Below are 20441 nucleotides of genomic sequence, written 5' to 3'. Positions count from 1 at the left end.
GGTCACTGATGCAGCGTGCGCGTGCTAGCGGCCGGGGTCGAGTGAGATGTTGACTGGTCCTACCAGTTTCTTCGAACAGTGCTGTTTACTCACGACTCTGTCCGGCTAGATTGGTGCTATAAGTCAAAGTGGTCCTACCAGCAGGAGTGTGTGCAGTGGGTACTGAAGGCAAGGTCAAGGTCGCCGACCAGGTGGCCGAACGGGTCGAGCGGCTTATCGTCGAAGGCGTGCTCAAGGTGGGCCAGGCGCTGCCATCGGAGCGGCGGCTGGTGGAGAAGCTTGGCTGTTCACGTTCGGCGTTACGGGAGGGCCTGCGCGTTTTGCGTGGGCGCGGCATCATCGACACTGAACAGGGGCGGGGTTCGTTCGTCGCCGATCTCACCGGGCAGGCGGGTGCTACGCCTTTGATGCACCTGTTCAGTTCGCAACCGCGCACGCTGTTCGACCTGCTGGAGGTCCGGGCATTGCTGGAGGCTGAGTCGGCGCGGCTGGCGGCGTTGCGGGCTACCGACGTCGACCGCCTGCTGATCCGCCGGCGCTACGAAGAAATGCTGGCTGCGCACGAGGCTGCGCAGGCGCTCGATGCCCGTGAGCATGCCCGCCGTGACCATGCCTTTCACCGGGCGATCAGTGAGGCGTCGCATAACCCGGTGCTGGTGCATACCCTGCAATCGCTCAGTGACCTGACGTTGAGCACTGTGTTTGCGTCGGTCAACAACTTGTACTGCCGGCCAGCGCAGAAACGCCAGATTGATCGGCAGCATGCGCGGTTGTATCACGCGGTCATGGAGCAACTGCCCGAACAGGCGCAGCGGGCGGCGCGAGAGCATATCAACGGCATACGCGACAGTTTGCGGGAGATCGAGCAGGAAGAGCAGCGCCTGGTCAGGGCGACCATGCGTATGGATGGCTGGGGGTGAAGCGGCCTTGTATCGGCCCTCTCGCGTCGAACCGCCGCGAAAGGGCCGGTACAGGTTTACTCAATGGTCAGCCACAGGGTCATCTTGCGACAGGATGGCCCGGGCCAGCTCTTCATCGTTGGCCTGCAGCCCAGGATGGTCCTTGCGGGCCTGTTCAAGCGCCGACTCCACATAGGCGCCGCGGATGGCACCGCCGCTGGCGACGAACGCTGAAAGTTCGTCACGGGCCGGGATGATCCGTTTGTCATCCTTGAAGGTCGAATACAGCGAAGCGGAAACACCGGCCGAGGTGGCGACGTCGCCCGCATCGACGCGGGCCAGGGCAGCACCGGCAGGCATCAGGAGCAGCAGCGCAGGGGCGAGCAGTAGGTGGCGCATGTCGTGTTCTCCAATAACGTGAAGTACAGGGAAATAAACCACTCAGTGTCTAAGACGGTTGAGGCGTTCGGGTAGTTCCGTTCTGCTGGCAGGAGCGTGTCGGGGATGAAGGTGCACCTGCCGCTGACGATATGGCTGAACGCACGGTTTTCAAGGTGTCGACGGAGCGCGTCATGGATTGACCGCGTCGGGACGCGCGTGATTTGCTTGAGTGGATGGGCTTCGCGGGCAAACCCGCAGAGCGCCCTGCCGATCATTCAAAGGAAACTGAAGGTTCGCCCATGTCCGAGTACAAGCTGCACTGCTTCGCCGAATCCGGTAACGCCTACAAGGCTGCGCTCATGCTTGAACTCACCGTCCAGAACTGGCAGCCGGTGTTCGTCGACTTCTTCCATGGCCAGACGCGTGAGCAAACCTGGCGCGATGAGGTGAACGAGCAGGGCGAGGTGCCGGTGATGGAGCATGCTGGCAAGCGCTTCACCCAGTCTGCGCTGATTCTGCAATACCTTGCCGAACAGACCGGCCAGTTCGGGCCCCGCGATGAAGATGAAAAGCGTGAGATCTGGCGCTGGATGCTGTTCGACAACCATAAGTTCACCAGCTATTACGCTGCGCTGCGCTTTCTGTTCTGCCTGAAGAACACCGGCGAAACCGATGTCACGCGGTTCCTGCGCGAGCGTGCCACGGCGGCTTACCGTATTGTCGACGCACACCTGGCGAAGACGCCATTCATGGTCGGTGGCCGGTTGACCATCGCCGACCTGTCGTTGGCGGGGTATGTGTTCATGCCAGAAGACACCGGTATCCCGTTGGCAGAGTTCACGCACATCGAGGCCTGGAAAGCCCGGATCCAGGCGCTGCCGGGGTGGAAACACCCGTATGAGCTGATGCCGCGCACGGCATCCTGACTCATTCGCGACTAAAGCCGCCTCCACAGCGGCCACGCCAAATCATGTGTGTGGCACACCCCGAGTGGGTGCGCCGCCCGCATACTCCGGCTTCAGGTGCCCTTGCTCATCCAGCAGATAAGCATCCATCACCTCCCGCACCACCGGCCCTGCGACCCGGCCTCCAGCTTCACCGTTCTCGATCATGACCGCCACCACCACACTGGGGTGCTCAGCCGGAGCGAAGCCGACAAACAGGGCGTTGTCGCGGTGGCGCTCCAGGGTCTTGTTGCGGTTGTAACGCTCACCCTGCTTGATCGCCACCACCTGCGCTGTACCGCTTTTGCCGGCAATTCGGTACTGGGCACCGGCGGCCGCAGCGCGGGCAATGCCGCGCGGGTCGTGCATGACCATCTGCATGCCCTGGCTGACCTGGTCCCAGGCATGCTTGTCGTGCAGCACGATGTCGGGCATGGGGTTTGGGTCGATCGGCGTATCGCCGCCCACGGTCATGGCCAGGTGCGGGCGGTGCCACACGCCCTTGCTTGCCAGCAGGCTGGTGGCCTGGGCCAGTTGCAGGGGGGTGACCTGCATGTAACCCTGGCCAATGCCAAGGATCAGCGTCTCGCCCGGGAACCAGGCCTGGCGTCGCGTGGCGCGCTTCCACTCGGCCGAGGGCATCAGCCCGGAGGCTTCCTCGAACATGTCCAGTGACACCTTCTGGCCCAAGCCGAACTCGGCCATGTAGTCGTGCAGCCGGTCGATGCCCAGCTTGTGCGCCAGGTCGTAGAAGTAGGTGTCGTTGGAACGCATGATGGCGGTGTACATGTCCACCCAGCCGTCGCCGCTGCGGTTCCAGTTACGGTACTTGTGGTCATAGTTGGGCAGTTCGTAGTAGCCCGGGTCGAATACCCGGCTGCCAGGGGTGATCACCCCGCTGTCGAGGCCAGCGATGGCCACTTCAGGCTTCACGGTCGAGCCAGGCGCATACAGGCCGCGCAGGACGCGGTTGAACAGTGGGCGGTCGATGGAGTCGCGCAGCGCGGCATACTGCTTGAAGCTGATGCCCTTGACGAACAGGTTGGGGTCGAAGCTGGGGTTGCTGACCATCGCCAGTACGTCACCATTGGCCGGATCCAATACCACCACCGAGCCACGGCGGTCACCCAGCGCTTTTTCTGCGGCTATCTGCAAATGGGCGTCCAGGGTGAGGACTATATCCTGCCCAGGGGTCGGGTCCTTGTGGTTGAGCACGCGCATCACCCGCCCCTGAGCGTTGGTCTCGACCTCTTCGTAGCCCACGTGGCCATGCAGCTGGCTTTCGTAAAAGCGCTCGATGCCGGTCTTGCCAATCGATTGGGTGCCGCGGTACTCAGTGCTGTCGAGCGTCTTGGCTTCTTTCTCGTTGATGCGCCCCACATAGCCCACTGAATGCGCGAAATGCCCGGCCAGTGGGTACTCGCGGATGAACTGCGGCTCCACCTCCAGGCCCGGCAGGCGGAACTGGTTCACCGCTACCAGGGCGATCTGCTCCTCGCTCAGACCCACCATAAGGGTCACGGGCTCGAACGGTTTGCGGCCACGGCGCAGGTCCTTGTCGAACTGCTTACGGTCGTCTTCGGTCAGGCCCAGCACCTGCGTCAGGGTGTCGAGCACCTTGGCCGAGTCGCTGCCTGCTCGCTCGCGGGTCATCGTCAGGTCGAAGCTGGGCTTGTTGTCGGCCAGTACCACGCCGTTGCGGTCGTAGATCAGCCCGCGTTCGGGGGCGATGGGCAGCACGTGCACGCGGTTGTTTTCCGACACGGCCGTTTGTTGGTCGTGCTGCAGCACTTGCAGCACATAGAGCCGGCCCACCAGGACGGCACACAGGCTGAACACCATGGCAGCGCAGGCCAGAAGCCGACGGTTGACTAGGTGCTTTTCCTTTTCGTGGTCCTTTAGCGGGATGGGTTGCGGCATCTGTGAATCGATCCTGAGGGGTGGCAATACGCGCGCGATCGGGCCGCGGATGCTACGCAACCCGTACCGCACCCTCAAGACGAGTCCCGGCTGACCGCTGGCTGGCATCGGCTGTGCCCCCCATGATCAGGGCGCTGAGGTGGAATATGAAGATTTGTTCATTGCGGAGTCATGATGGCGAGTCAGGGGTGGTTTTTTATGATTTGTGGATCCACAAATCGATTCTGTTCGGTAACCGAACATCAAGTTTGGGTGGTTGCGAATTTTTAACCTATTGAATTTATTAACAATAACTATGATTTTTGCTGGCGATGAACTGGAATTGGTCACGCCTGATTGATTGATAGTGCTTTCGTCACGTTGTCTGTGGATCCATTATCTGGTTGATTAGCGCCTGACAACGGCCGGAGCCCTCCTGCCGTATGCGATAACAATTACAAAAAGGGTCCAGTCATGAATGGCTATCCAGCGGCACTGAACCGTCAGGGTTCCTCCCGTTGCGCCTGCGCGTGCGCATCGTTCCTCTCGCCTGTGGCCAAGCCTGGCCGGCAGGTGACCCCATGAATACCGATCTCAAGCAACGTCTGGACAACGACCCGATGGGGCGCTTTCAGTGCCTGGCCATTGGTATTTGCATCATCCTCAACATGATCGATGGCTTCGACGTGCTGGTCATGGCCTTCACCGCCGCCTCGGTGTCTGCCGAGTGGAACCTGAACGGGGCGCAGGTAGGGCTTCTGCTCAGTGCCGGCTTGTTCGGTATGGCGGCCGGGTCATTGTTCATCGCGCCGTGGGCTGATCGCTTTGGCCGACGACCGCTGATCCTGCTGTGCCTGGTGCTGTCCGGTATCGGCATGCTGCTCTCGGCACTGAGCCAGAGCCCGTTGCAACTGGCGCTGCTGCGTGGCCTGACCGGGCTGGGCATCGGTGGCATCCTGGCCAGCAGCAATGTGATTGCCAGTGAATACGCCAGCAAACGCTGGCGCGGCTTGGCGGTGAGCCTGCAGTCCACTGGCTATGCGCTGGGTGCGACCCTGGGCGGTTTGCTGGCGGTATGGCTACTGGGGCATTGGGGCTGGCGCTCGGTATTTCTGTTTGGCGGCATCGTCACCGTACTGGTGATCCCGCTGGTACTGCTGTGGTTGCCAGAGTCGCTGGACTTTCTGCTGGCACGCCGGCCGGCCAATGCTCTGGTCCGGGTCAACCGGCTGGCTGTGCGCCTCGGCCAGCCGGCATTGGCGCAACTGCCGGCTGTTGCCGCAAGGGCAGAAGGTGTCAGCAGCGGTTTCAAGCAGCTGCTGACACCGGACATGCGCCGCACCACGCTGGTGATCTGGTTGCTGTTCTTCCTGGTCATGTTCGGCTTCTATTTCGTCATGAGCTGGACGCCGAAACTGTTGGTGGCCGCCGGCTTGTCGGCCCAGCAAGGCATCACCGGCGGGGTGCTGTTGAGCGTGGGCGGCATCCTTGGCGCGGCGCTGATCGGCGGCCTGGCTTCGCGCTGGCCACTCACCCGCGTGCTGGCGTTGTTCATGCTCATCACTGCGGCGCTGCTGGTGCTGTTCGTGGCCAATGGTGCCTCGGTCACTGCGGCGCTGGCGTTGGGCCTGCTGATCGGGCTGTTTTCCAACGGCTGCGTGGCTGGGCTGTATGCCTTGTCGCCGGTGGTCTATGACGCGTCGGTACGCGCCACCGGCGTGGGTTGGGGGATCGGCATCGGCCGCATGGGCGCGATCCTGTCGCCGACCGTGGCTGGCGTGCTGCTCGATGGTGGCTGGCAACCCCTGCATCTGTACGGCGTGTTCGCCAGCGTGTTCGTGCTTGCCGCGGGTTGCCTGCTGCTGTTGCACCCAACGACCAAGCCTGCGTCCGCCTTGCCTGCTGATGCACTGAGTCACTGAGTGCAACCCGGCCTTGCCGGGTATCTGAATGCAACTTACTGCTCCGGGTCATGCTGGCCTGGGGCGGTCTGCTGCGCCTATTGAACGTGGAGAACAATAATAATGATGGACACAACTTGCACGCTGGCCCGTTCGGTCCTGGCAGTTTCGCTGGCGTTTGGCCTTGGTTTGCCGGCCTGGGCGCAAGAGGGGGGCTTCTTTGAAGATGCCAAGGGTGGGCTGACACTGCGCAACTACTACTTCAACCGTGATTTCCGTGACCCGGGGGCGGCCAAGGGCAAGGTTGAAGAATGGGCCCAGGGTTTCATCTTCAAGTTCAGCTCTGGCTACACGCCGGGGCTGATCGGTTTTGGCCTGGACGGTATCGCCATGTTCGGCGTGAAGCTGGACAGCGGCCGCGGTACCAGCGGCTCTGAACTGCTGCCGGTGCACGATGACGGGCGTGCGGCCGACGACTACGGCAGGGCGGGGCTGGCGGCGAAGCTGCGTATTTCCTCGACCGAGCTGAAGGTGGGGGAGTTGTTGCCGGATATTCCACTACTGCGTTACGACGATGGCCGCCTGCTGCCGCAGACTTTCCGTGGCGCCATGCTCGACTCGCGGGAAATCGAAGGCCTGAGCCTGCAGGCCGGCCAGTACCGCGAAGTGAGCTTGCGCCACTCTTCGGACATGCAGGACCTATCTGCCTGGGCCGCGCCCGGGGTCACTTCGGACGGCTTCAACTACGCCGGCGCCGAGTACCGCTTCAACCAGCAGCGAACACTGATCGGCGCCTGGCACTCGCAGTTGGAGGACATCTACCAGCAAAGCTACTTCAACCTGCTGCACAGTCAGCGGGTAGGGGAGTGGACGTTGGGGGCCAACCTTGGCTACTTCATCGACCGGGATGACGGGCAGGCGCGCATCGGCGACATCCAGAGCCGCACCGGCTACGCCTTGTTGTCAGCTTCGCACAGTGGCCACACGCTGTACCTGGGGTTGCAGAAGGTCAGTGGCGACAGTCAGTGGATGTCGGTCTACGGCAGCAGTGGGCGAACCCTGGGCAACGACATGTTCAACGGCAACTTCAGCAATGCTGACGAGCGTTCGTGGCAAGTGCGTTATGACTACAACTTTGCCGCGCTTGGTGTGCCAGGGCTGCTGGCCATGGTGCGGTACGGGCATGGCGAAAACGCCACCACGGCGGCGGGCAGCAATGGCAAGGAGTGGGAGCGCGATACCGAGGTGAACTATACCTTCCAGAGTGGGTTATTGAAGAACCTCAACATCCGGCTGAACAACGCGACCAACCGGCGCAGCTTCAACAGCGACTTCGACCAGACGCGACTGATCGTCAGCTACCCGCTGACCCTGTAGGAGCGCATGTCTTGAGCCAGGTTGGTTTTGGCGCGCCCCCCCCGTAGGAGCGGGTTCACCCGCGAACACCGGCAAAGCCGGTGCCATGCCCCGCGTTGCCTGCTTCGCGGGTAAACCCGCTCCTACATTTACAGCGCATGTCTTGAGCCAGGTTGGTTTCTTGGCGCGCCCCCCCGTAGGAGCGGGTTCACCCGCGAACACTGGCGCAGCCGGTGCCATGCCCCGCCTTACCTGCTTCGCGGGTAAACCCGCTCCTACACAGGCCTGCAGCAACCCCTCGGCTTGCGCTAAGATGCCCGTTCATGTCTTTGGAAGTCGCCTGGATGAGCAAACCCGGTCAGATGGTGCTGGTTGCGTTGCGCAAGATGATCGCTTCGGGCGAGCTGGCGGCCGGCGAGCGCTTGATGGAAGTCCCAACCGCCGAACTGTTCGGCGTTTCACGCATGCCGGTGCGCATGGCATTTCGCACCCTCGAACAGGAAGGCCTGCTGGTGCGCTTTGGTGGCCGGGGGTTTCAGGTGCGCTCGGTCAGCGCCGATGACATCGCGGGTGCGGTCGAGGTGCGCGGTGTGCTGGAGGGGTTGGCGGCGCGTCAGGCTGCAGAACGTGGCTTGTCGGTGCAAGCACGCGCTGCGCTGCAACAATGCCTGGTCGACGGCGATCAGCTGTTCGACAAGGGCTTTGTGAGCGAAGACGACTTGCAGGTCTATCACGACCTGAACATGCGCTTTCATCAGGTGATCATCGACGCCAGCCACAACCCGGCCATTGCCGTTGCCCTGGCGCGCAACGACCACCTGCCATTCGCCTCGGTCACCGCACTGGCGGTGGACCGCCATGATCTGGCTCGCGAGTACCGGCGCTTCAACTTCGCCCACATGCAGCACCACGCCGTGTTCGACGCCCTGGTCAACCGCCAGGGTGCCCGCGCCGAAGCGATCATGCGCGAGCACGCCAATGCCACCTTGCGCTATGCCGAAACCTTTGGCGGGGCTGCGGCGGACGCGGGCATGAAAGTCATCCTGCCCTCGTCGTAAGCCGGGTCAGATGTCCAGCACCAGCAGCGGCGTCTTCGAGCGCGAGCAGCAGGGCGTGAACTGATCATTCAGGGCCTGTTCCTCTTCGGTGAGAAACAGGTCGCGATGGTCCGGTGTACCCTGCAGCACGCGTGTCAGGCAGGTGCCGCAAATACCCTGCTCGCACGACATGGCGATCTCGATACCGTTCTCTTCCAGCACCTGCACCACGGTCCGGTCGGCTGGCACCTCGAACACCTGTCCCGTGCTGCCCACCTGCACCGAGAAACTGCCATCGTTGCTGGCATCCACCGGTGCTGCGGCGAAGTACTCGCGATGGAGGTTGGCCTCCTGCCAGCCCAACCCCTTCGCGCTGTCCAGCACATGCTGCATGAACCCGGCCGGTCCGCATACATACAGGTGCACATCAGCTTGCGGGTTGCCCAGCACCTGGGCAATGTCCAGCGCCGTTTCCGGCTGCTCGTCAAAATGCACGAACAGCCGATCAGCGAACGGCGCGCTGCGAATCCGCTCGACAAACGCCGCACGCTCGCTGGAGCGGGCACAGTAGTGCAGCTCGAAGGCCTGGCCGCTGTGGGACAGCTGCTCGGCCATGCACAGGATCGGGGTAATGCCGATGCCGCCGGCAAACAGCACACTGCGCTGCGCCCCCTCGGCCAGCGGGAACAGGTTGCGCGGCGCACTGATACGCAACCGGGCACCGGCCTGCACCTGCTCGTGCAGGCTACGTGAGCCGCCCCGCGAAGCCGGGTCGTTGAGCACGCCTATCAGATAGCGATGGCGTTCTTCGGGGTGGTTGCACAGCGAATACTGGCGCACCAGCCCGTCGGGCAGGTGCACGTCGATATGGGCGCCGGCGCTGAACGCCGGCAGCAGGCTGCCATCTGCCGCTGCCAGCTCGAAGCTGCAGATACCCTGGGCTTCATCGTTACGGGAGACCACTACGGCATCGATCATGTCGGCTGTTCCTCAGGCAGGGGTGGCGCTGGTGGCGATCAGTTGCGGCTGCGGCGCACGCTCTTTGGCGATGATCCGCTCCAGCACTTTGCGTGACTGCACGCCGCCGGCATCGATGTTCAGCTTCAGCAAGTTGCGCTCGGGGTAGGCCAGCAGGTTCTGCTGCTGGCGTTCGAGCATTTCCAGGTCTTCGCTGAAAATCTTGCCCTGACCCTCACGAATGTTGTCGGTCAGAGTCTGGTCGTGCGCAGCGAAATTGCGCGCCATGCCCCAGAAGTACCAGATAGAGGTATCGCTCTCAGGGGTGATGAAGTCGACCACAATGCTCGACGCCTTGTGCTGTGCCTCGGCGTGGTAGCCGCCCTTGCCGGCATGCGCTACACCCACTTCGATCAGCACATGGCTAGGTGGGGTGAAACGGCAGATCTGCCAGCGGTCCACCGGCACATCGTCGGCCAGGCCGTTGCCACGCAAGGCCATGCGCCAGAACGGCGGTGCCATGATGTTTTCCATGTGCCGGGCGGTGACCACTTCGTCGCCGGTGACGGTGGTGACCGGCGGTGCCTCGTCGATCTCCTTCTGGCCGATGCTGGAGGCGTGCACATAGGTTTCATGGGTGAGGTCCATGAGGTTGTCGATCATCAGGCGGTAGTCGCAACCGATGTGGAACAGCCCGCCGCCGTAGGCCCACTCATCATTCACCGCCCATTCCAGATGTGGAATCAGCGCCGGGTCGGCCAGCGCCTGGTCGCCGGGCCAGACCCAGATGAAGCCATAGCGCTCGACCGCCGCAAAGGTCTTGTTGCAGGGGAAGCCACGCACCCGTTGGCCCGGCATCGACACGGTCTTGCCGTCGCAACCCATCACCAGGCCGTGGTAGCCGCACACCAGGTTGCCGTCCTCGACATAGCCCAACGACAACGGTGCGCCGCGGTGCGGGCAGAAGTCCTCGACGGCGGCTACTTGGTTCTCTCGGGCGCGGTAGAAAACGATTTTTTCCCCGCAGATCTGCCGGCCCAGGGGTTTGGTGGCGATTTCGTCGGGGGTGCAGGCGACGTACCAGGTGTTTTTAGGGTACATGGGAGGCTCTCCGGGTTTTGTTTTTATTTAATGGATCCATTAAGGCTGCGATGGGCGTGCTAGGTCAACGAATTTTGCTTGGGCAATGCGAATTCTGTGCGATTATCGGTTCTTAGTGGATCCATTATTGGGGCCCTGCGATCAGAGGGGGCGGCTGCAGCAGCACGTCGTTTGAACAGGAGGGCACCGGCGAGATCGATCAATGCGGCCGGTGCAGGAGCAGCCTTGGCCGAACCTGCTATGCCTAAAGGGACACCCAACCCATCAAGGCCACTCGATGCTAGCCATCGAACATCTCTACAAATCATTCCCCACCCCCCAAGGCCCGCTCCCCATTTTGCAGGGGGTGGACATGCGCCTGGCGCGGGGCAGCAGCCTGGCGCTGATGGGCGAGTCGGGCAGCGGCAAGAGTACTTTGCTGCACCTGGTGGCTGGCCTGGACCGAGCGGACAGTGGCCGTATTCTGATCGACGACGTTCCGCTCGATGGCCGTTCGGAAGCGTCGCTGGCGCAGTGGCGGCGGGAGGGGATCGGCCTGGTGTTTCAGCAGTACAACCTGATCAGCAGCCTGGACGTGGGCCTGAACCTCACTTTCCAGGCCCGCCTCGCCGGGCGGCATGACCCGCATTGGGCGGCTTACCTGGCGCAGCGTCTTGGCCTGGCGGACCTGCTCGGGCGTTACCCGGAACAACTGTCTGGCGGCCAGCAGCAGCGCGTCGCCATCGGCCGTGCGCTTGCCGGGCGCCCGGCCTGGCTGTTGGCTGACGAACCGACCGGCAGCCTCGATGAAGCCAGCAGTGACGAGGTGCTGAGTTTGTTGCTGCAGTTGGTCGCCGAAGCCGGCAGCGGCGTACTGATGGTGACCCACAGCCCGCGGCTGGCGGCGCGTTTGCAGCACCGGTGCTACCTGCAGGCCGGCCGTGTGCGGCCCGAGCAGGGCTGATGAAGCTTTTGTCGCTGGCCCTGTTGGCGCTGCTCAGCCACTGGCGGCGCCATCGTGTGCAGTGCTTCAGCATCTTCACTGGCCTGTGGCTGGCCACGGCGTTGTGGACCGGCGTGCAGGCGTTGAACAGCCAGGCACGCAGCGACTATGCCCGGGCCAGCGCGGTATTGACCGGGCCGTTGCAGGCGCAACTGATCGCGCGCAATGGCGAGCGCTTTGATCAGGCGTTGTACGTGCAACTGCGCATGCTGGGCTGGGCTGTTTCGCCGGTGCTGGAAGGGCGCTTGCGCTTGCCGGGCGAGCCCGCACGCAGTGTGCGCCTGATCGGCATCGAGCCGTTGAGCCTGCCGCCTGCCAGCAGCGTTGCCGGAGTGCAGGTGCAGGCATTCGACCTGCAAGCGTTCGTCGGCTCGCCCGGGCAAGCCTGGGTTGGGCCAGACACCTTGCGTCAACTGAACACAAGCCCCGGGTCGCCGACCCGCGACAGTGAAGGGCAGTTGCTGCCGCCTATGGTTTTGCAGCCTGCGTTGGCACCCGGGGTCATCGTGGTGGACATCGGCCACGCGCAGACGTTGCTGAACGCACCGGGGCAGTTGTCTCGTCTGCTGCTGGCCGATACGCCCGGGCCGTTGCCTGCAGATATCGCCCGCTACCTTGAACTGCAGCCGCGGCAGGACGATGGTGGCTTGCAGCGCCTGACCGACAGTTTCCACCTCAACCTGACCGCGCTCGGCCTGCTGGCGTTCGTCGTCGGCCTGTTCATTGCCCACGCCGCAATCGGTCTGGCGCTGGAGCAGCGCCGTGGGCTGATCCGCAACCTGCGCGCGTGCGGCGTCAGCCTGAAGACCCTGCTGGGTGCCCTGGTGCTGGAGCTGGGCCTGTTCGCGGCACTGGGTGGGCTGGCCGGGGTGGCCAGTGGTTACGCATTGGCCGCGTGGCTGCTGCCCGACGTGGCCGCCAGCCTGCGTGGCCTGTATGGCGCCCAGGTCGCCGGCACGTTGAGCCTGCCGGCGGGTTGGTGGCTGCTGGGTGTGCTGGTGAGTGTCCTCGGGGCATTGCTGGCCGGCTTGGAGAGTGTAATGCGCGCTGCCCGGTTGCCTTTGCTGGCGCTGGCGCAACCCCAGGCCTGGCGACTGGCGCAGGGGCCATGGTTGCAACGGCAGGCTTTGCTAGCGGGCCTGCTGCTGTTGCTGGCCTTGGGCTGTGGTGTCTTCGGGGCTGGCTTGCTTAGCGCGTTCGGTATGCTGGCAGGGTTGCTGCTGGCGGCGGCACTGCTGTTGCCGGCGTTGCTCGATCGGGTACTGGCCTGGCTGGCGCGTCGTTGCCACCGGCCATTGGCGCAATGGTTCGTGGCTGACAGCCGCCAGCAGTTGCCAGCGCTGAGCCTGGCGTTGGTCGCCCTTTTGCTGGCCCTGGCTGCCAGTGTTGGCGTGGGCAGCATGACCGAGGGTTTTCGCAAGACGTTTGTCGGTTGGCTTGACCTGCGTCTCTCCGCCGACCTGTATGTCACCCCGCGGGACACGGCCCAAGGCTTGCAGATAGTCGAGTGGCTCAAGCAGCAGCCCGGGGCCAGCGTGGTCCTGCCCGGCTGGCGCGCAGACATGCATCTGCAAGGTTGGCCGGTGCAAGTGCAGGGCATTGTCGATCACCCTGCCTATCGTACGCGCTGGCCATTGCTGGAACAGCATTCGCGCGCCTGGCAGCAACTGGCCAGCGGACAAACCGTAATGCTCAGTGAGCAGTTGGCCAGGCGATTGAACCTGCAACTGGGTGACAGCCTGAAGCTGCCCGCAGGCACGCCAGCCTTGCCCGTGGTGGGGATCTATGCCGATTACGGCAACCCCAAGGGGCATGTACTGGTCAATGCCGACTGGTTGCGCGCCCACTGGCCACAGGCAACCCTGGCCGGCTTGAGTGTCGACCTGAGCGCTGAAGGGGTGCCGGTGCTCAAGGCCGCGCTGCAACGGCACTTTGCCCTGGATGACAGCCGGGTGGTCGAGCAGGCGCGCCTGAAACGCTGGTCAACCGACGTGTTCAACCGCACCTTTGCCGCCACCGCAGCCCTCAACAGCCTTACCCTTGGCGTGGCCGGTGTGGCGTTGTTCATCAACCTGCTGACCCTGGGGCAGGCGCGGCTGGGCCAGTTGGCACCGCTGTGGGCGCTGGGGGTGCGGCGCATGCAACTGGTCTGGTTGAGCCTGGGGCAGACACTCATGCTCAGCAGCTTCACCGTGCTGCTGGCAATTCCGCTTGGGCTGCTGCTGGCCTGGTGCCTGGTCGCGGTGGTGAACGTGCAGGCCTTCGGCTGGCGGTTACCGCTCTATGTGTTCCCCATGCAACTGCTGCAGTTGACCGTGCTGGGCATGCTCACCAGCCTGCTGGCCTGCGCCTGGCCGCTGTGGCAGCTGGCGCGCCGCCAGCCGCGTGAACTGTTGAGGCCGTTGTCCGATGAAGCTTAATGCGTGGCTGTTGCTGAGTGGTTTGTTGTGCGGCTGTGATCAGCCTGCACCGCAGAGCTATGCCGGGCTCGGGCAGCAGGCTGGCGAGTTCAGCCAGGTGACCCGCGATCATCGTCTGGTCTTCCCGCATGACCACGGCCCCCACGACGGCTTTCGTATCGAGTGGTGGTATGTCACCGCAAACCTCGAGGACGCCCAGGGCCGTGACTGGGGCGCCCAGTGGACACTGTTCCGCTCGGCCTTGCGCCCCGGTCCGGAGACCAGCGGCTGGAACAGCCCGAACCTGTGGATGGGGCATGCAGCACTGACCGGGCCGGGTGGCCATCAGGCTGCTGAAACCCTTGCGCGGGGGGGGATCGGCCAGGCCGGCGTGCAGGCCCAGCCGTTTCGCGCATGGATCAATGACTGGGTGTTACAGGGCCAGGGCGGAATTGAACACCTGCAGATGGCCGCCAGTGGCGACGGTTTTCGCTATGACTTGCAGTTGCACAGCGATCTTCCCTTGGTGCTGCATGGTGAGCAGGGCTACAGCGAAAAATCAGGTAAGGGCCAGGCTTCGTACTATTACAGCCAGCCTTTCTACCGCGTACAGGGGCACGTCCAGCGTGGCAGCCTGTGCATCGCGGTTACCGGGCGGGCCTGGCTGGACCGGGAATGGAGCAGCCAGCCGTTGGCCCCCGGGCAGACCGGCTGGGACTGGTTCTCCCTGCACCTGGACAGTGGCGCCAAGCTGATGCTGTTCCAGGTACGGGAGGCCCACGGGGAACCTTATCGCGCCGGGACCTGGGTCGGGCCACAGGGTGAGGTGGTGGCGCTGGACGCAGCACAGATCCAGCTGCAGGCGCTGGCCTGGTCTGCGCAGAAAAACGGCAAGCAGGTGCCGACGCGCTGGCGGGTGCAAGTGCCGGAGCATGGGGTGGATGTGCAGGTCGATGCCGTGGAGCCGCAGGCATGGATGCAGACACGGTTCCCGTATTGGGAAGGGCCGGTACGCTTGAACGGGAGTGCGGGCGGGCGCGGGTATCTGGAGATGACCGGGTACTAGTGCAACAACGTTTGCGCAAGACAGTTGTTCCCATAAAGACCGCGCCCGACCCTTCAATCCTTGATCAGCCCTCGCAGCACTGCCCGCGCTTCTTCAGTGCGCAAGCACTCGATGAACAACTGGCTTTCACGCGCCACCGTGGCCTCCAGCTCTGCCCGCTGGCTGTCCTTGAGCAGCCGCTTGCTGATCCGCAGTGCCGCCTGCGGGTAGCCTTGTAGCTGCCGCGCCAGCGTGCGGGCGCCTTCCAGGCACTGTTCGCCGTTTTCATGCAGCTCATTGGCCAGCCCCCAGGCCAGCATCTGTTCGCCATCCAGCAATGCATTGGTCAGCAGCAAGCGTGCCGCGCGGGCCTGGCCAAGCACACGCGGCAGCAGCAGGCTGGAACCAAATTCCGGGCACACACCCAGCGGCGCGAAAGGCATGCGCAGCCTGGTCGAACGGCTGACCAGTACCTGGTCGCAATGCAGCAACAGGGTGGCCCCGATGCCGATCGCCGCACCACTGACCGCTGCGATCAGCGGCTTGTCCAGGCCCATGATCACCCGCATCAGGCGGAACACCGGGCTGTCCAGGTCGCTGGGCGGGTTGTCGAGGAAGTCGCGAAGGTCGTTGCCAGCGCTGAAGCAGTGCGGCCCACCGGTGATAATGATGGCATCGACAGCGGGGTCTTCATCTGCCGCCAGCAATAGGTCGCCCAGCAGCTGGTACATGGCAGTGTTCAGGGCATTGAGCTTGTCGGGGCGGTTGAAGGCCAGGGTCAGCAGGCCTTGGTCCAGCTCGCGTGTGATCAGGTCGTTCATGGCAGCCGCTTTTGTTGTTGTGAGGGGGCCCTGCCGGGCAGTGGCGCTTAGGGTTTATCACGCAGTCCGGCTTGTTGTACAGTCGTTCAGTCCAGCCCCTAACCAGAGACCCACCAATGACTCAGGAAGCCCGCTACCACCGCATGCTGCCGGAATTGCGCAAAGCCAACCTGGTCGAGGCGACCCTGGTGTGCCTCAAACGCCATGGTTTCCAGGGGGCTTCGATCCGCAAGATTTCGGCCGAGGCCGGGGTCTCGGTCGGGCTGATCAGCCACCATTACGCGGGCAAGGACGAACTGGTGGCAGAGGCTTACATGGCCGTCACCGGTCGGGTGATGAGCCTGTTGCGCGAGGCCATGGCCAAGGCTGCGCCCAATGCCCGCGAGCGGTTGTCGGCGTTCTTCCGTGCCTCGTTCTGCGCCGAGCTGCTCGACCCGCAATTGCTCGATGCCTGGCTGGCTTTCTGGGGGGCGGTGAAGACCGCCGACGCGATCAACCAGGTGCACGACCACTCCTACGGCGAGTACCGCAACGAACTTGGCCAGCTACTGGCCAGGCTGGCCGAGGAGGAGGGCTGGCAGGGCTTCGATGCCGACCTGGCGGCCATCAGCCTGAGCGCCTTGCTTGATGGCCTGTGGCTGGAGTCGGGCCTGAACCCCGGCACCTTCACCCCCGAGCAGGGCGTGATCATCTGCGAGGCCTGGGTCGACGGCCTGCAGGCCGGTGGCCGGAGGCGCTTCAGCCTGTCCGAGGGCTGTTGATCACCTGTTCAGTAACGAGTACGCTGCTGTCGCGAGTGTGTAGAACAACACCAATAAAAAAGAGACAACACGCAATGACGCCTCGGGTATTGATCGTCGATGACGATCCGCTTATTCGTGACTTGCTGCAGGCCTACCTGTCCCGGGAGGGCTACGACGTACACTGCGCCGACACCGCGGAAAGGGCCGAAGCCCTGCTCGCCAGCCAGGATGTCGACCTGGTGCTGCTGGACATCCGCCTGCCCGGCAAGGACGGCCTCACCCTGACCCGCGAACTGCGGGTGCGCTCGGAGGTTGGCATCATCCTCGTCACCGGGCGCAATGACGACATCGATCGCATCGTTGGCCTGGAATGCGGCGCAGATGACTACGTGATCAAACCGCTCAACCCCCGCGAGCTGGTGTCCCGGGCGAAAAACCTGATCCGCCGCGTGCGCCATGCCCGCGAGGCGCACCCCGCCCCGGCCTGCCCGCAGTCGCTGAAGCAGTTCGCCGACTGGGCACTGGATACCGACCGCCGGCGCCTGATCGACGCCTGTGGCGGGCAAACCCTGCTGACCCACGGTGAGTTCCAGTTGCTCAGCGTGTTCCTGCGCAACAGCGGCCACACCCTCAGCCGCGACCAGTTGATGGACCAGATTCGCAACCGCGAGTGGGTGCCCAACGACCGCTCCATCGACGTGCTGGTCGGCCGCCTGCGGCGCAAGCTGCATGACGACCCGGCCGAACCGCAGTTGATCATCACCATTCACGGCACCGGCTACCTGTTCACCGCCAGTGTGGCAGCATGATTCCTCGCGCCTGGCGGTTGGCGCTGGCCTTGACGTTGCCCACCCTGCACGCCAGTGCCAGTGAGCCGGTGCGCTACTGTGACTATCCGGTGTACCCGCCCATTTCCTGGAGCGACGGCCACCAGGTGCGCGGCCTGGCCCCCACCGTGGTGCGCGAACTGTTCGCGCGCATGGGCTACGAGGTGCAAACCGTGGTGCTGGGCAACTGGAAGCGCTGCCTGATGGACGCCGCCGCCGGGCGGGTGGACGTGGTCCTGGCCTACAACAGCGACCAGCGTGACCAGCGCATGCGTTTTTCCACGGAGCCGGTGTTGCGCGAGGAAGTGGCCGTGTTCTACAACCGCAAGCGACCGGTGCAGTTCCAGCAACTGGAGGACCTGGCGGGTTACCGCGGCGGCCTGCTGTACGGTGAAAGCTATGGCGCCGAATTTGACCGCTTCGTCGCCCGCCACCAGAACATCGAGCGGGTGTCGTCCAGCCAACAGAACTTCGGCAAGCTGATCCGCGGGCGCATTGACTATGTGATTCAGGAGCGGCGCACCGGCCAACTGTTCATCGAGCACCTGCCCGGCGCGCAGGACATCCGCGTATTGCCCACGGCACTGAGCGTCGACTACCTGCGGGTGGCGGTATCGCGACAGTCACCCTTGAGCCAGCACATGGGTGAAATCGACGCGCAGTTGCAGCGGATGAACCAAGCGGGCGAGATCGCGCGTTGGCTGGAGCAAAGTGAAGTCACTTACCGCGACATGATCAACCTGCCGGCGGATGCACGATGATCCGCCTGCGCACAGATGGCCTGCTGCGCCGCCTGCTGCTGTTCATCCTGCTGTTCAGCTTGTGCTTCACGGTGCTGGCCAGCGGCGTGCAGCTTTACTTCGAGTACCGTCGCGAAATGCGGGATATAGAGGCACGCATGGCGTTGATCCGCGCCGGCTACCTGGCCAGCCTGGAGCGCAGCCTGTGGGACCTCGACGAGGCGCAGCTGGATGTTCAGTTGCGCGGCCTGGTGGACTTCTCCGATGTGGCGCGGGTGCGTCTGGTCAGTGAGGATTTCCCATTGTTACGCGGTGAGCCCGAGCCCCAAGGGCCGCTGCGCATCGAGCGCTTCCCCCTCGACTATCAGCCGCCCTCAGGGCCGGTCAGGCACCTGGGTGAACTGGAAGTCAGCATCGACCTTGGCGCGGTACACCGGCGGCTTTACGCCACGGGCCTTGCCAGCCTGTTGTGGATGGGCGTGTTTCTGTGCGGCCTGGCAGTGGCGCTGTCAGGGCTGTTCTACCGCCTGGTCACCCGCCACCTGCAAGTGATGGCCGAGTTCGCCCGCCGCATTGGCGCCGGCCAGTGGCAGGAGCCGTTGCGCCTTGGCCGCCGCCGATCATCGCGCCCCGACGAAATCGACACTGTGGCCAATGCCTTGGACGATATGCGTCGCGCCATCCTCAGCGATATCGAGCGCCGTGAGCGCGACCGCCTGGAACTGCAGGGTAAACGCGACGAATTGCAGGCCATAGTCGAGCGGCGTACAGCCAGCCTGGCTCGTGCCAAGGACGAGGCCGAGGCTGCCAACCTGGCCAAGTCGCGCTTTTTGGCGACGATGAGCCATGAATTGCGCACGCCGCTCAACGGTATTCTGGGCATGGCCGAACTGCTGCGCGGCGGGCGCCTGGAGGTCGCCGACCGCCAGCGTGTCGAGGCCTTGTACAAGGCTGGCGAAGGGCTGTTGGCGATTCTCAGCGAAGTGCTGTATTTCGCCCGGCTCGAAGAAGGCGAGAGCCGCGCCGAACGGGTGGTGTTTTCCTTGCGTCAGTTGTGCCAGGAGGTGCTGGCGTTGCTCGAACCCATGGCCATGGAGAATGCCGACACCCTGCAACTGCAGGTCGATGAGCAACTGGCCGCGTACCAGTACGGCGCAGAGCAGTACCTGCGACAGGTGCTGAGCAATCTGCTGGCCAACGCCATCAAGTTCACTGAGCACGGCCAGGTACAGCTGACGGTACAGGTGCTTGCCAATAACGAGTGCTCGCAGCGCTTGCGGCTGTCGGTCCGTGACAACGGTATCGGCATCGAACCCGCCGTTCAGGCGAAGATCTTCGACCGTTTCGTCCAGGCCAGCGAAGCTGTGACCCAGCGCTATGGCGGCACTGGCCTGGGCCTGGCGATCTGCAAGCACCTGGTGGAAAAACTGGGCGGTAGCATCGGCCTTGAGAGCGTTCAAGGGCAGGGCAGCTGCTTTTGGTTCGAGCTCGACATGGCTCGCGGGCAGCCTGTCTCAGCGGGGTCACCAGCTCCTTCGCCCTTGCCCAGCCTGGATATCCTGGTGGTCGAAGACGTTGCCCTGAACCGTGAGGTTGCCGGTGGCCTGCTGCTGCGCGACGGTCACCGGGTAAGCTTTGCCGAAGACGCCAGCCAAGCCCTGCAGGCATGCGCGCAGCGGCGCTTCGACCTGGTTCTGCTGGACGTGCACTTGCCGGGCATGAGCGGGGTGGCGTTGTGCCGACAGCTGCGTACCTCGCCTGGGCCGAACCGCCACAGTCGGATCCTGGCGCTGACGGCCGGCGTGCAACCGGGCCAGGTAGCGGGTTATCTGGACGCTGGCATGCAGGGCGTACTGGCCAAGCCTTTGCGGCTGGACAACCTGCGCAAAGCGTTGGCTGACGTAGCACCCGGTGAAGTGGCCAGCGCTGGCGCAGACATGGACTGGTCATTGCTCGACACCCACCGTTCACTGCTGGGGGAGCAGAAGTTGCAAGGCCTGCTGAAGGTCCTGCGCCAGTCACTGCAGCAGTACGCCACGGCGCTGGCCGAGGCGCTGCCAGCCCAGGACTTCACCGAAGTGCTGCACCTGGCCCACCGCCTGGCTGGCAGTTGCGATTCCCTGGGGTTTACCGGGCTGGCGACGGTGTTGCGTGGTCTGGAGGCGGCGGCCCGGCAGCATGACGTACAGGCCATGCAAGCCCTCGGTGAGCCGTTGGCTACCCAGCTAGGTCAGGCCAGTGCCACGCTGGAACAGTTGATTCAGAGCTGACGTACAAAAAGCTTACGACTTTTTACATCTTCGATCCGTTCGTACAACGGCGCCTTACATCCGTTTCCAATAATCCATGGCAACCGTGTTGCACACGGTCCATGAGGCTTATTGGAGACAAGAATAATGACATGCCGTA

At 63.7% G+C, this 20441-nt stretch carries 17 protein-coding genes; 12 read left to right on the top strand and 5 right to left on the bottom strand.

Annotated elements, in window-relative coordinates; translation table 11 throughout:
- The first annotated feature begins 155 nt into the window (after positions 1-155).
- Complete coding sequence (gene glcC / locus QYE47_RS05485) at positions 156-920, top strand: transcriptional regulator GlcC (RefSeq protein ID WP_014590533.1); 765 nt, start codon at positions 156-158, stop codon at positions 918-920.
- 60 nt (positions 921-980) lie between these two features.
- Here glcC and QYE47_RS05480 read toward each other — a convergent pair whose 3' ends face one another.
- On the bottom strand, positions 981-1298 hold the full coding sequence (locus tag QYE47_RS05480; RefSeq protein ID WP_014590534.1) for a DUF2388 domain-containing protein: 318 nt from the start codon (positions 1296-1298) through the stop codon (positions 981-983).
- A 281-nt stretch (positions 1299-1579) separates the two neighbouring features.
- Here QYE47_RS05480 and QYE47_RS05475 point away from each other — a divergent pair, with 281 nt between their 5' ends.
- Positions 1580-2206, top strand: a complete 627-nt coding sequence (locus tag QYE47_RS05475) for a glutathione S-transferase family protein (RefSeq protein ID WP_070383783.1) — start codon at positions 1580-1582, stop codon at positions 2204-2206.
- A 42-nt stretch (positions 2207-2248) separates the two neighbouring features.
- On the opposite strand, the gene mrdA is transcribed toward QYE47_RS05475, so the two are convergent.
- Entirely contained in the window at positions 2249-4144 is a 1896-nt protein-coding gene (gene mrdA / locus QYE47_RS05470) for a penicillin-binding protein 2 (RefSeq protein WP_014590536.1), read from the bottom strand.
- 560 nt (positions 4145-4704) lie between these two features.
- Here mrdA and QYE47_RS05465 point away from each other — a divergent pair.
- The 3 genes from QYE47_RS05465 to QYE47_RS05455 all read left to right on the top strand — a co-directional run bounded on the left by QYE47_RS05465 (position 4705) and on the right by QYE47_RS05455 (position 8438).
- The gene (locus QYE47_RS05465) at positions 4705-6045 is read left to right on the top strand and encodes an MFS transporter (protein ID WP_014590537.1); all 1341 of its coding nucleotides are present in this window, start codon (positions 4705-4707) and stop codon (positions 6043-6045) included.
- A 102-nt stretch (positions 6046-6147) separates the two neighbouring features.
- The gene (locus QYE47_RS05460) at positions 6148-7401 is read left to right on the top strand and encodes an OprD family porin (protein ID WP_014590538.1); all 1254 of its coding nucleotides are present in this window, start codon (positions 6148-6150) and stop codon (positions 7399-7401) included.
- Between the two features lie 323 nt (positions 7402-7724).
- A complete protein-coding gene (locus QYE47_RS05455; RefSeq protein WP_003256147.1) occupies positions 7725-8438 on the top strand; it encodes a GntR family transcriptional regulator in 714 nt (237 codons plus the stop codon).
- A gap of 6 nt (positions 8439-8444) precedes the next feature.
- Here QYE47_RS05455 and QYE47_RS05450 read toward each other — a convergent pair whose 3' ends face one another.
- On the bottom strand, positions 8445-9395 hold the full coding sequence (locus QYE47_RS05450) for a PDR/VanB family oxidoreductase (protein ID WP_070383784.1): 951 nt from the start codon (positions 9393-9395) through the stop codon (positions 8445-8447).
- A 12-nt stretch (positions 9396-9407) separates the two neighbouring features.
- Positions 9408-10475, bottom strand: a complete 1068-nt coding sequence (locus QYE47_RS05445) for an aromatic ring-hydroxylating dioxygenase subunit alpha (RefSeq protein ID WP_014590540.1) — start codon at positions 10473-10475, stop codon at positions 9408-9410.
- Positions 10476-10752: 277 nt separating this feature from the next.
- On the opposite strand from QYE47_RS05445, the gene QYE47_RS05440 reads away from it, so the two are divergent.
- The 3 genes from QYE47_RS05440 to QYE47_RS05430 are packed head-to-tail and all read left to right on the top strand — an operon-like array spanning position 10753 to position 14922.
- Positions 10753-11418 (top strand): ABC transporter ATP-binding protein, encoded by a 666-nt coding sequence (locus QYE47_RS05440; RefSeq protein ID WP_041166917.1) that lies wholly within the window; start codon positions 10753-10755, stop codon positions 11416-11418.
- Positions 11418-13877 carry an ABC transporter permease gene (locus QYE47_RS05435; protein ID WP_014590542.1) on the top strand — a complete coding sequence of 820 codons (2460 nt, stop codon included), beginning with the start codon at positions 11418-11420 and terminating at the stop codon, positions 13875-13877. The genes QYE47_RS05440 and QYE47_RS05435 overlap by 1 nt, the downstream gene beginning before the upstream one ends.
- Positions 13867-14922 carry a lipocalin-like domain-containing protein gene (locus QYE47_RS05430; RefSeq protein WP_070383785.1) on the top strand — a complete coding sequence of 352 codons (1056 nt, stop codon included), beginning with the start codon at positions 13867-13869 and terminating at the stop codon, positions 14920-14922. The genes QYE47_RS05435 and QYE47_RS05430 overlap by 11 nt, the downstream gene beginning before the upstream one ends.
- A gap of 53 nt (positions 14923-14975) precedes the next feature.
- Here QYE47_RS05430 and QYE47_RS05425 read toward each other — a convergent pair whose 3' ends face one another.
- Entirely contained in the window at positions 14976-15722 is a 747-nt protein-coding gene (locus QYE47_RS05425; RefSeq protein ID WP_014590544.1) for an enoyl-CoA hydratase-related protein, read from the bottom strand.
- A gap of 116 nt (positions 15723-15838) precedes the next feature.
- On the opposite strand from QYE47_RS05425, the gene QYE47_RS05420 reads away from it, so the two are divergent.
- The 4 genes from QYE47_RS05420 (at position 15839) to QYE47_RS05405 (ending at position 20302) form a co-directional block, all read left to right on the top strand.
- Positions 15839-16483: a TetR family transcriptional regulator C-terminal domain-containing protein gene (locus QYE47_RS05420; protein ID WP_014590545.1), complete on the top strand. Its 645-nt coding sequence runs from the start codon at positions 15839-15841 to the stop codon at positions 16481-16483.
- Positions 16484-16557: 74 nt separating this feature from the next.
- Entirely contained in the window at positions 16558-17274 is a 717-nt protein-coding gene (locus QYE47_RS05415) for a response regulator (protein WP_014590546.1), read from the top strand.
- On the top strand, positions 17271-18053 hold the full coding sequence (locus tag QYE47_RS05410) for an ABC transporter substrate-binding protein (RefSeq protein WP_014590547.1): 783 nt from the start codon (positions 17271-17273) through the stop codon (positions 18051-18053). Before QYE47_RS05415 ends, QYE47_RS05410 begins: the two co-directional genes overlap by 4 nt.
- Positions 18050-20302, top strand: coding sequence for a hybrid sensor histidine kinase/response regulator (locus tag QYE47_RS05405; protein ID WP_014590548.1), 2253 nt, complete (start codon positions 18050-18052; stop codon positions 20300-20302). The genes QYE47_RS05410 and QYE47_RS05405 overlap by 4 nt, the downstream gene beginning before the upstream one ends.
- The last annotated feature ends 139 nt before the right edge of the window (positions 20303-20441 follow it).

It is taken from the genome of Pseudomonas sp. 2,4-D (assembly GCF_030418155.1).
Taxonomy (GTDB): Bacteria; Pseudomonadota; Gammaproteobacteria; order Pseudomonadales; family Pseudomonadaceae; genus Aquipseudomonas; species Aquipseudomonas alloputida.
Note: the sequence above shows the minus strand (reverse complement) of the source record. Positions and strands in the feature narration are given on the sequence as shown.

What these genes read in the sequence shown, in the direction of transcription:
- QYE47_RS05450 (WP_070383784.1), bottom strand. Translation starts at nt 9,395, where the DNA reads ATGATCGATGCCGTAGTGGTCTCCCGTAACGATGAAGCCCAGGGTATC.
- QYE47_RS05420 (WP_014590545.1), top strand. Translation starts at nt 15,839, where the DNA reads ATGACTCAGGAAGCCCGCTACCACCGCATGCTGCCGGAATTGCGCAAA.
- QYE47_RS05455 (WP_003256147.1), top strand. Translation starts at nt 7,725, where the DNA reads ATGAGCAAACCCGGTCAGATGGTGCTGGTTGCGTTGCGCAAGATGATC.
- QYE47_RS05425 (WP_014590544.1), bottom strand. Translation starts at nt 15,722, where the DNA reads ATGAACGACCTGATCACACGCGAGCTGGACCAAGGCCTGCTGACCCTG.
- QYE47_RS05410 (WP_014590547.1), top strand. Translation starts at nt 17,271, where the DNA reads ATGATTCCTCGCGCCTGGCGGTTGGCGCTGGCCTTGACGTTGCCCACC.
- QYE47_RS05435 (WP_014590542.1), top strand. Translation starts at nt 11,418, where the DNA reads ATGAAGCTTTTGTCGCTGGCCCTGTTGGCGCTGCTCAGCCACTGGCGG.
- QYE47_RS05440 (WP_041166917.1), top strand. Translation starts at nt 10,753, where the DNA reads ATGCTAGCCATCGAACATCTCTACAAATCATTCCCCACCCCCCAAGGC.
- QYE47_RS05445 (WP_014590540.1), bottom strand. Translation starts at nt 10,475, where the DNA reads ATGTACCCTAAAAACACCTGGTACGTCGCCTGCACCCCCGACGAAATC.
- mrdA (WP_014590536.1), bottom strand. Translation starts at nt 4,144, where the DNA reads ATGCCGCAACCCATCCCGCTAAAGGACCACGAAAAGGAAAAGCACCTA.
- QYE47_RS05480 (WP_014590534.1), bottom strand. Translation starts at nt 1,298, where the DNA reads ATGCGCCACCTACTGCTCGCCCCTGCGCTGCTGCTCCTGATGCCTGCC.
- QYE47_RS05460 (WP_014590538.1), top strand. Translation starts at nt 6,148, where the DNA reads ATGATGGACACAACTTGCACGCTGGCCCGTTCGGTCCTGGCAGTTTCG.
- QYE47_RS05465 (WP_014590537.1), top strand. Translation starts at nt 4,705, where the DNA reads ATGAATACCGATCTCAAGCAACGTCTGGACAACGACCCGATGGGGCGC.
- QYE47_RS05430 (WP_070383785.1), top strand. Translation starts at nt 13,867, where the DNA reads ATGAAGCTTAATGCGTGGCTGTTGCTGAGTGGTTTGTTGTGCGGCTGT.
- QYE47_RS05405 (WP_014590548.1), top strand. Translation starts at nt 18,050, where the DNA reads ATGATCCGCCTGCGCACAGATGGCCTGCTGCGCCGCCTGCTGCTGTTC.
- QYE47_RS05475 (WP_070383783.1), top strand. Translation starts at nt 1,580, where the DNA reads ATGTCCGAGTACAAGCTGCACTGCTTCGCCGAATCCGGTAACGCCTAC.
- QYE47_RS05415 (WP_014590546.1), top strand. Translation starts at nt 16,558, where the DNA reads ATGACGCCTCGGGTATTGATCGTCGATGACGATCCGCTTATTCGTGAC.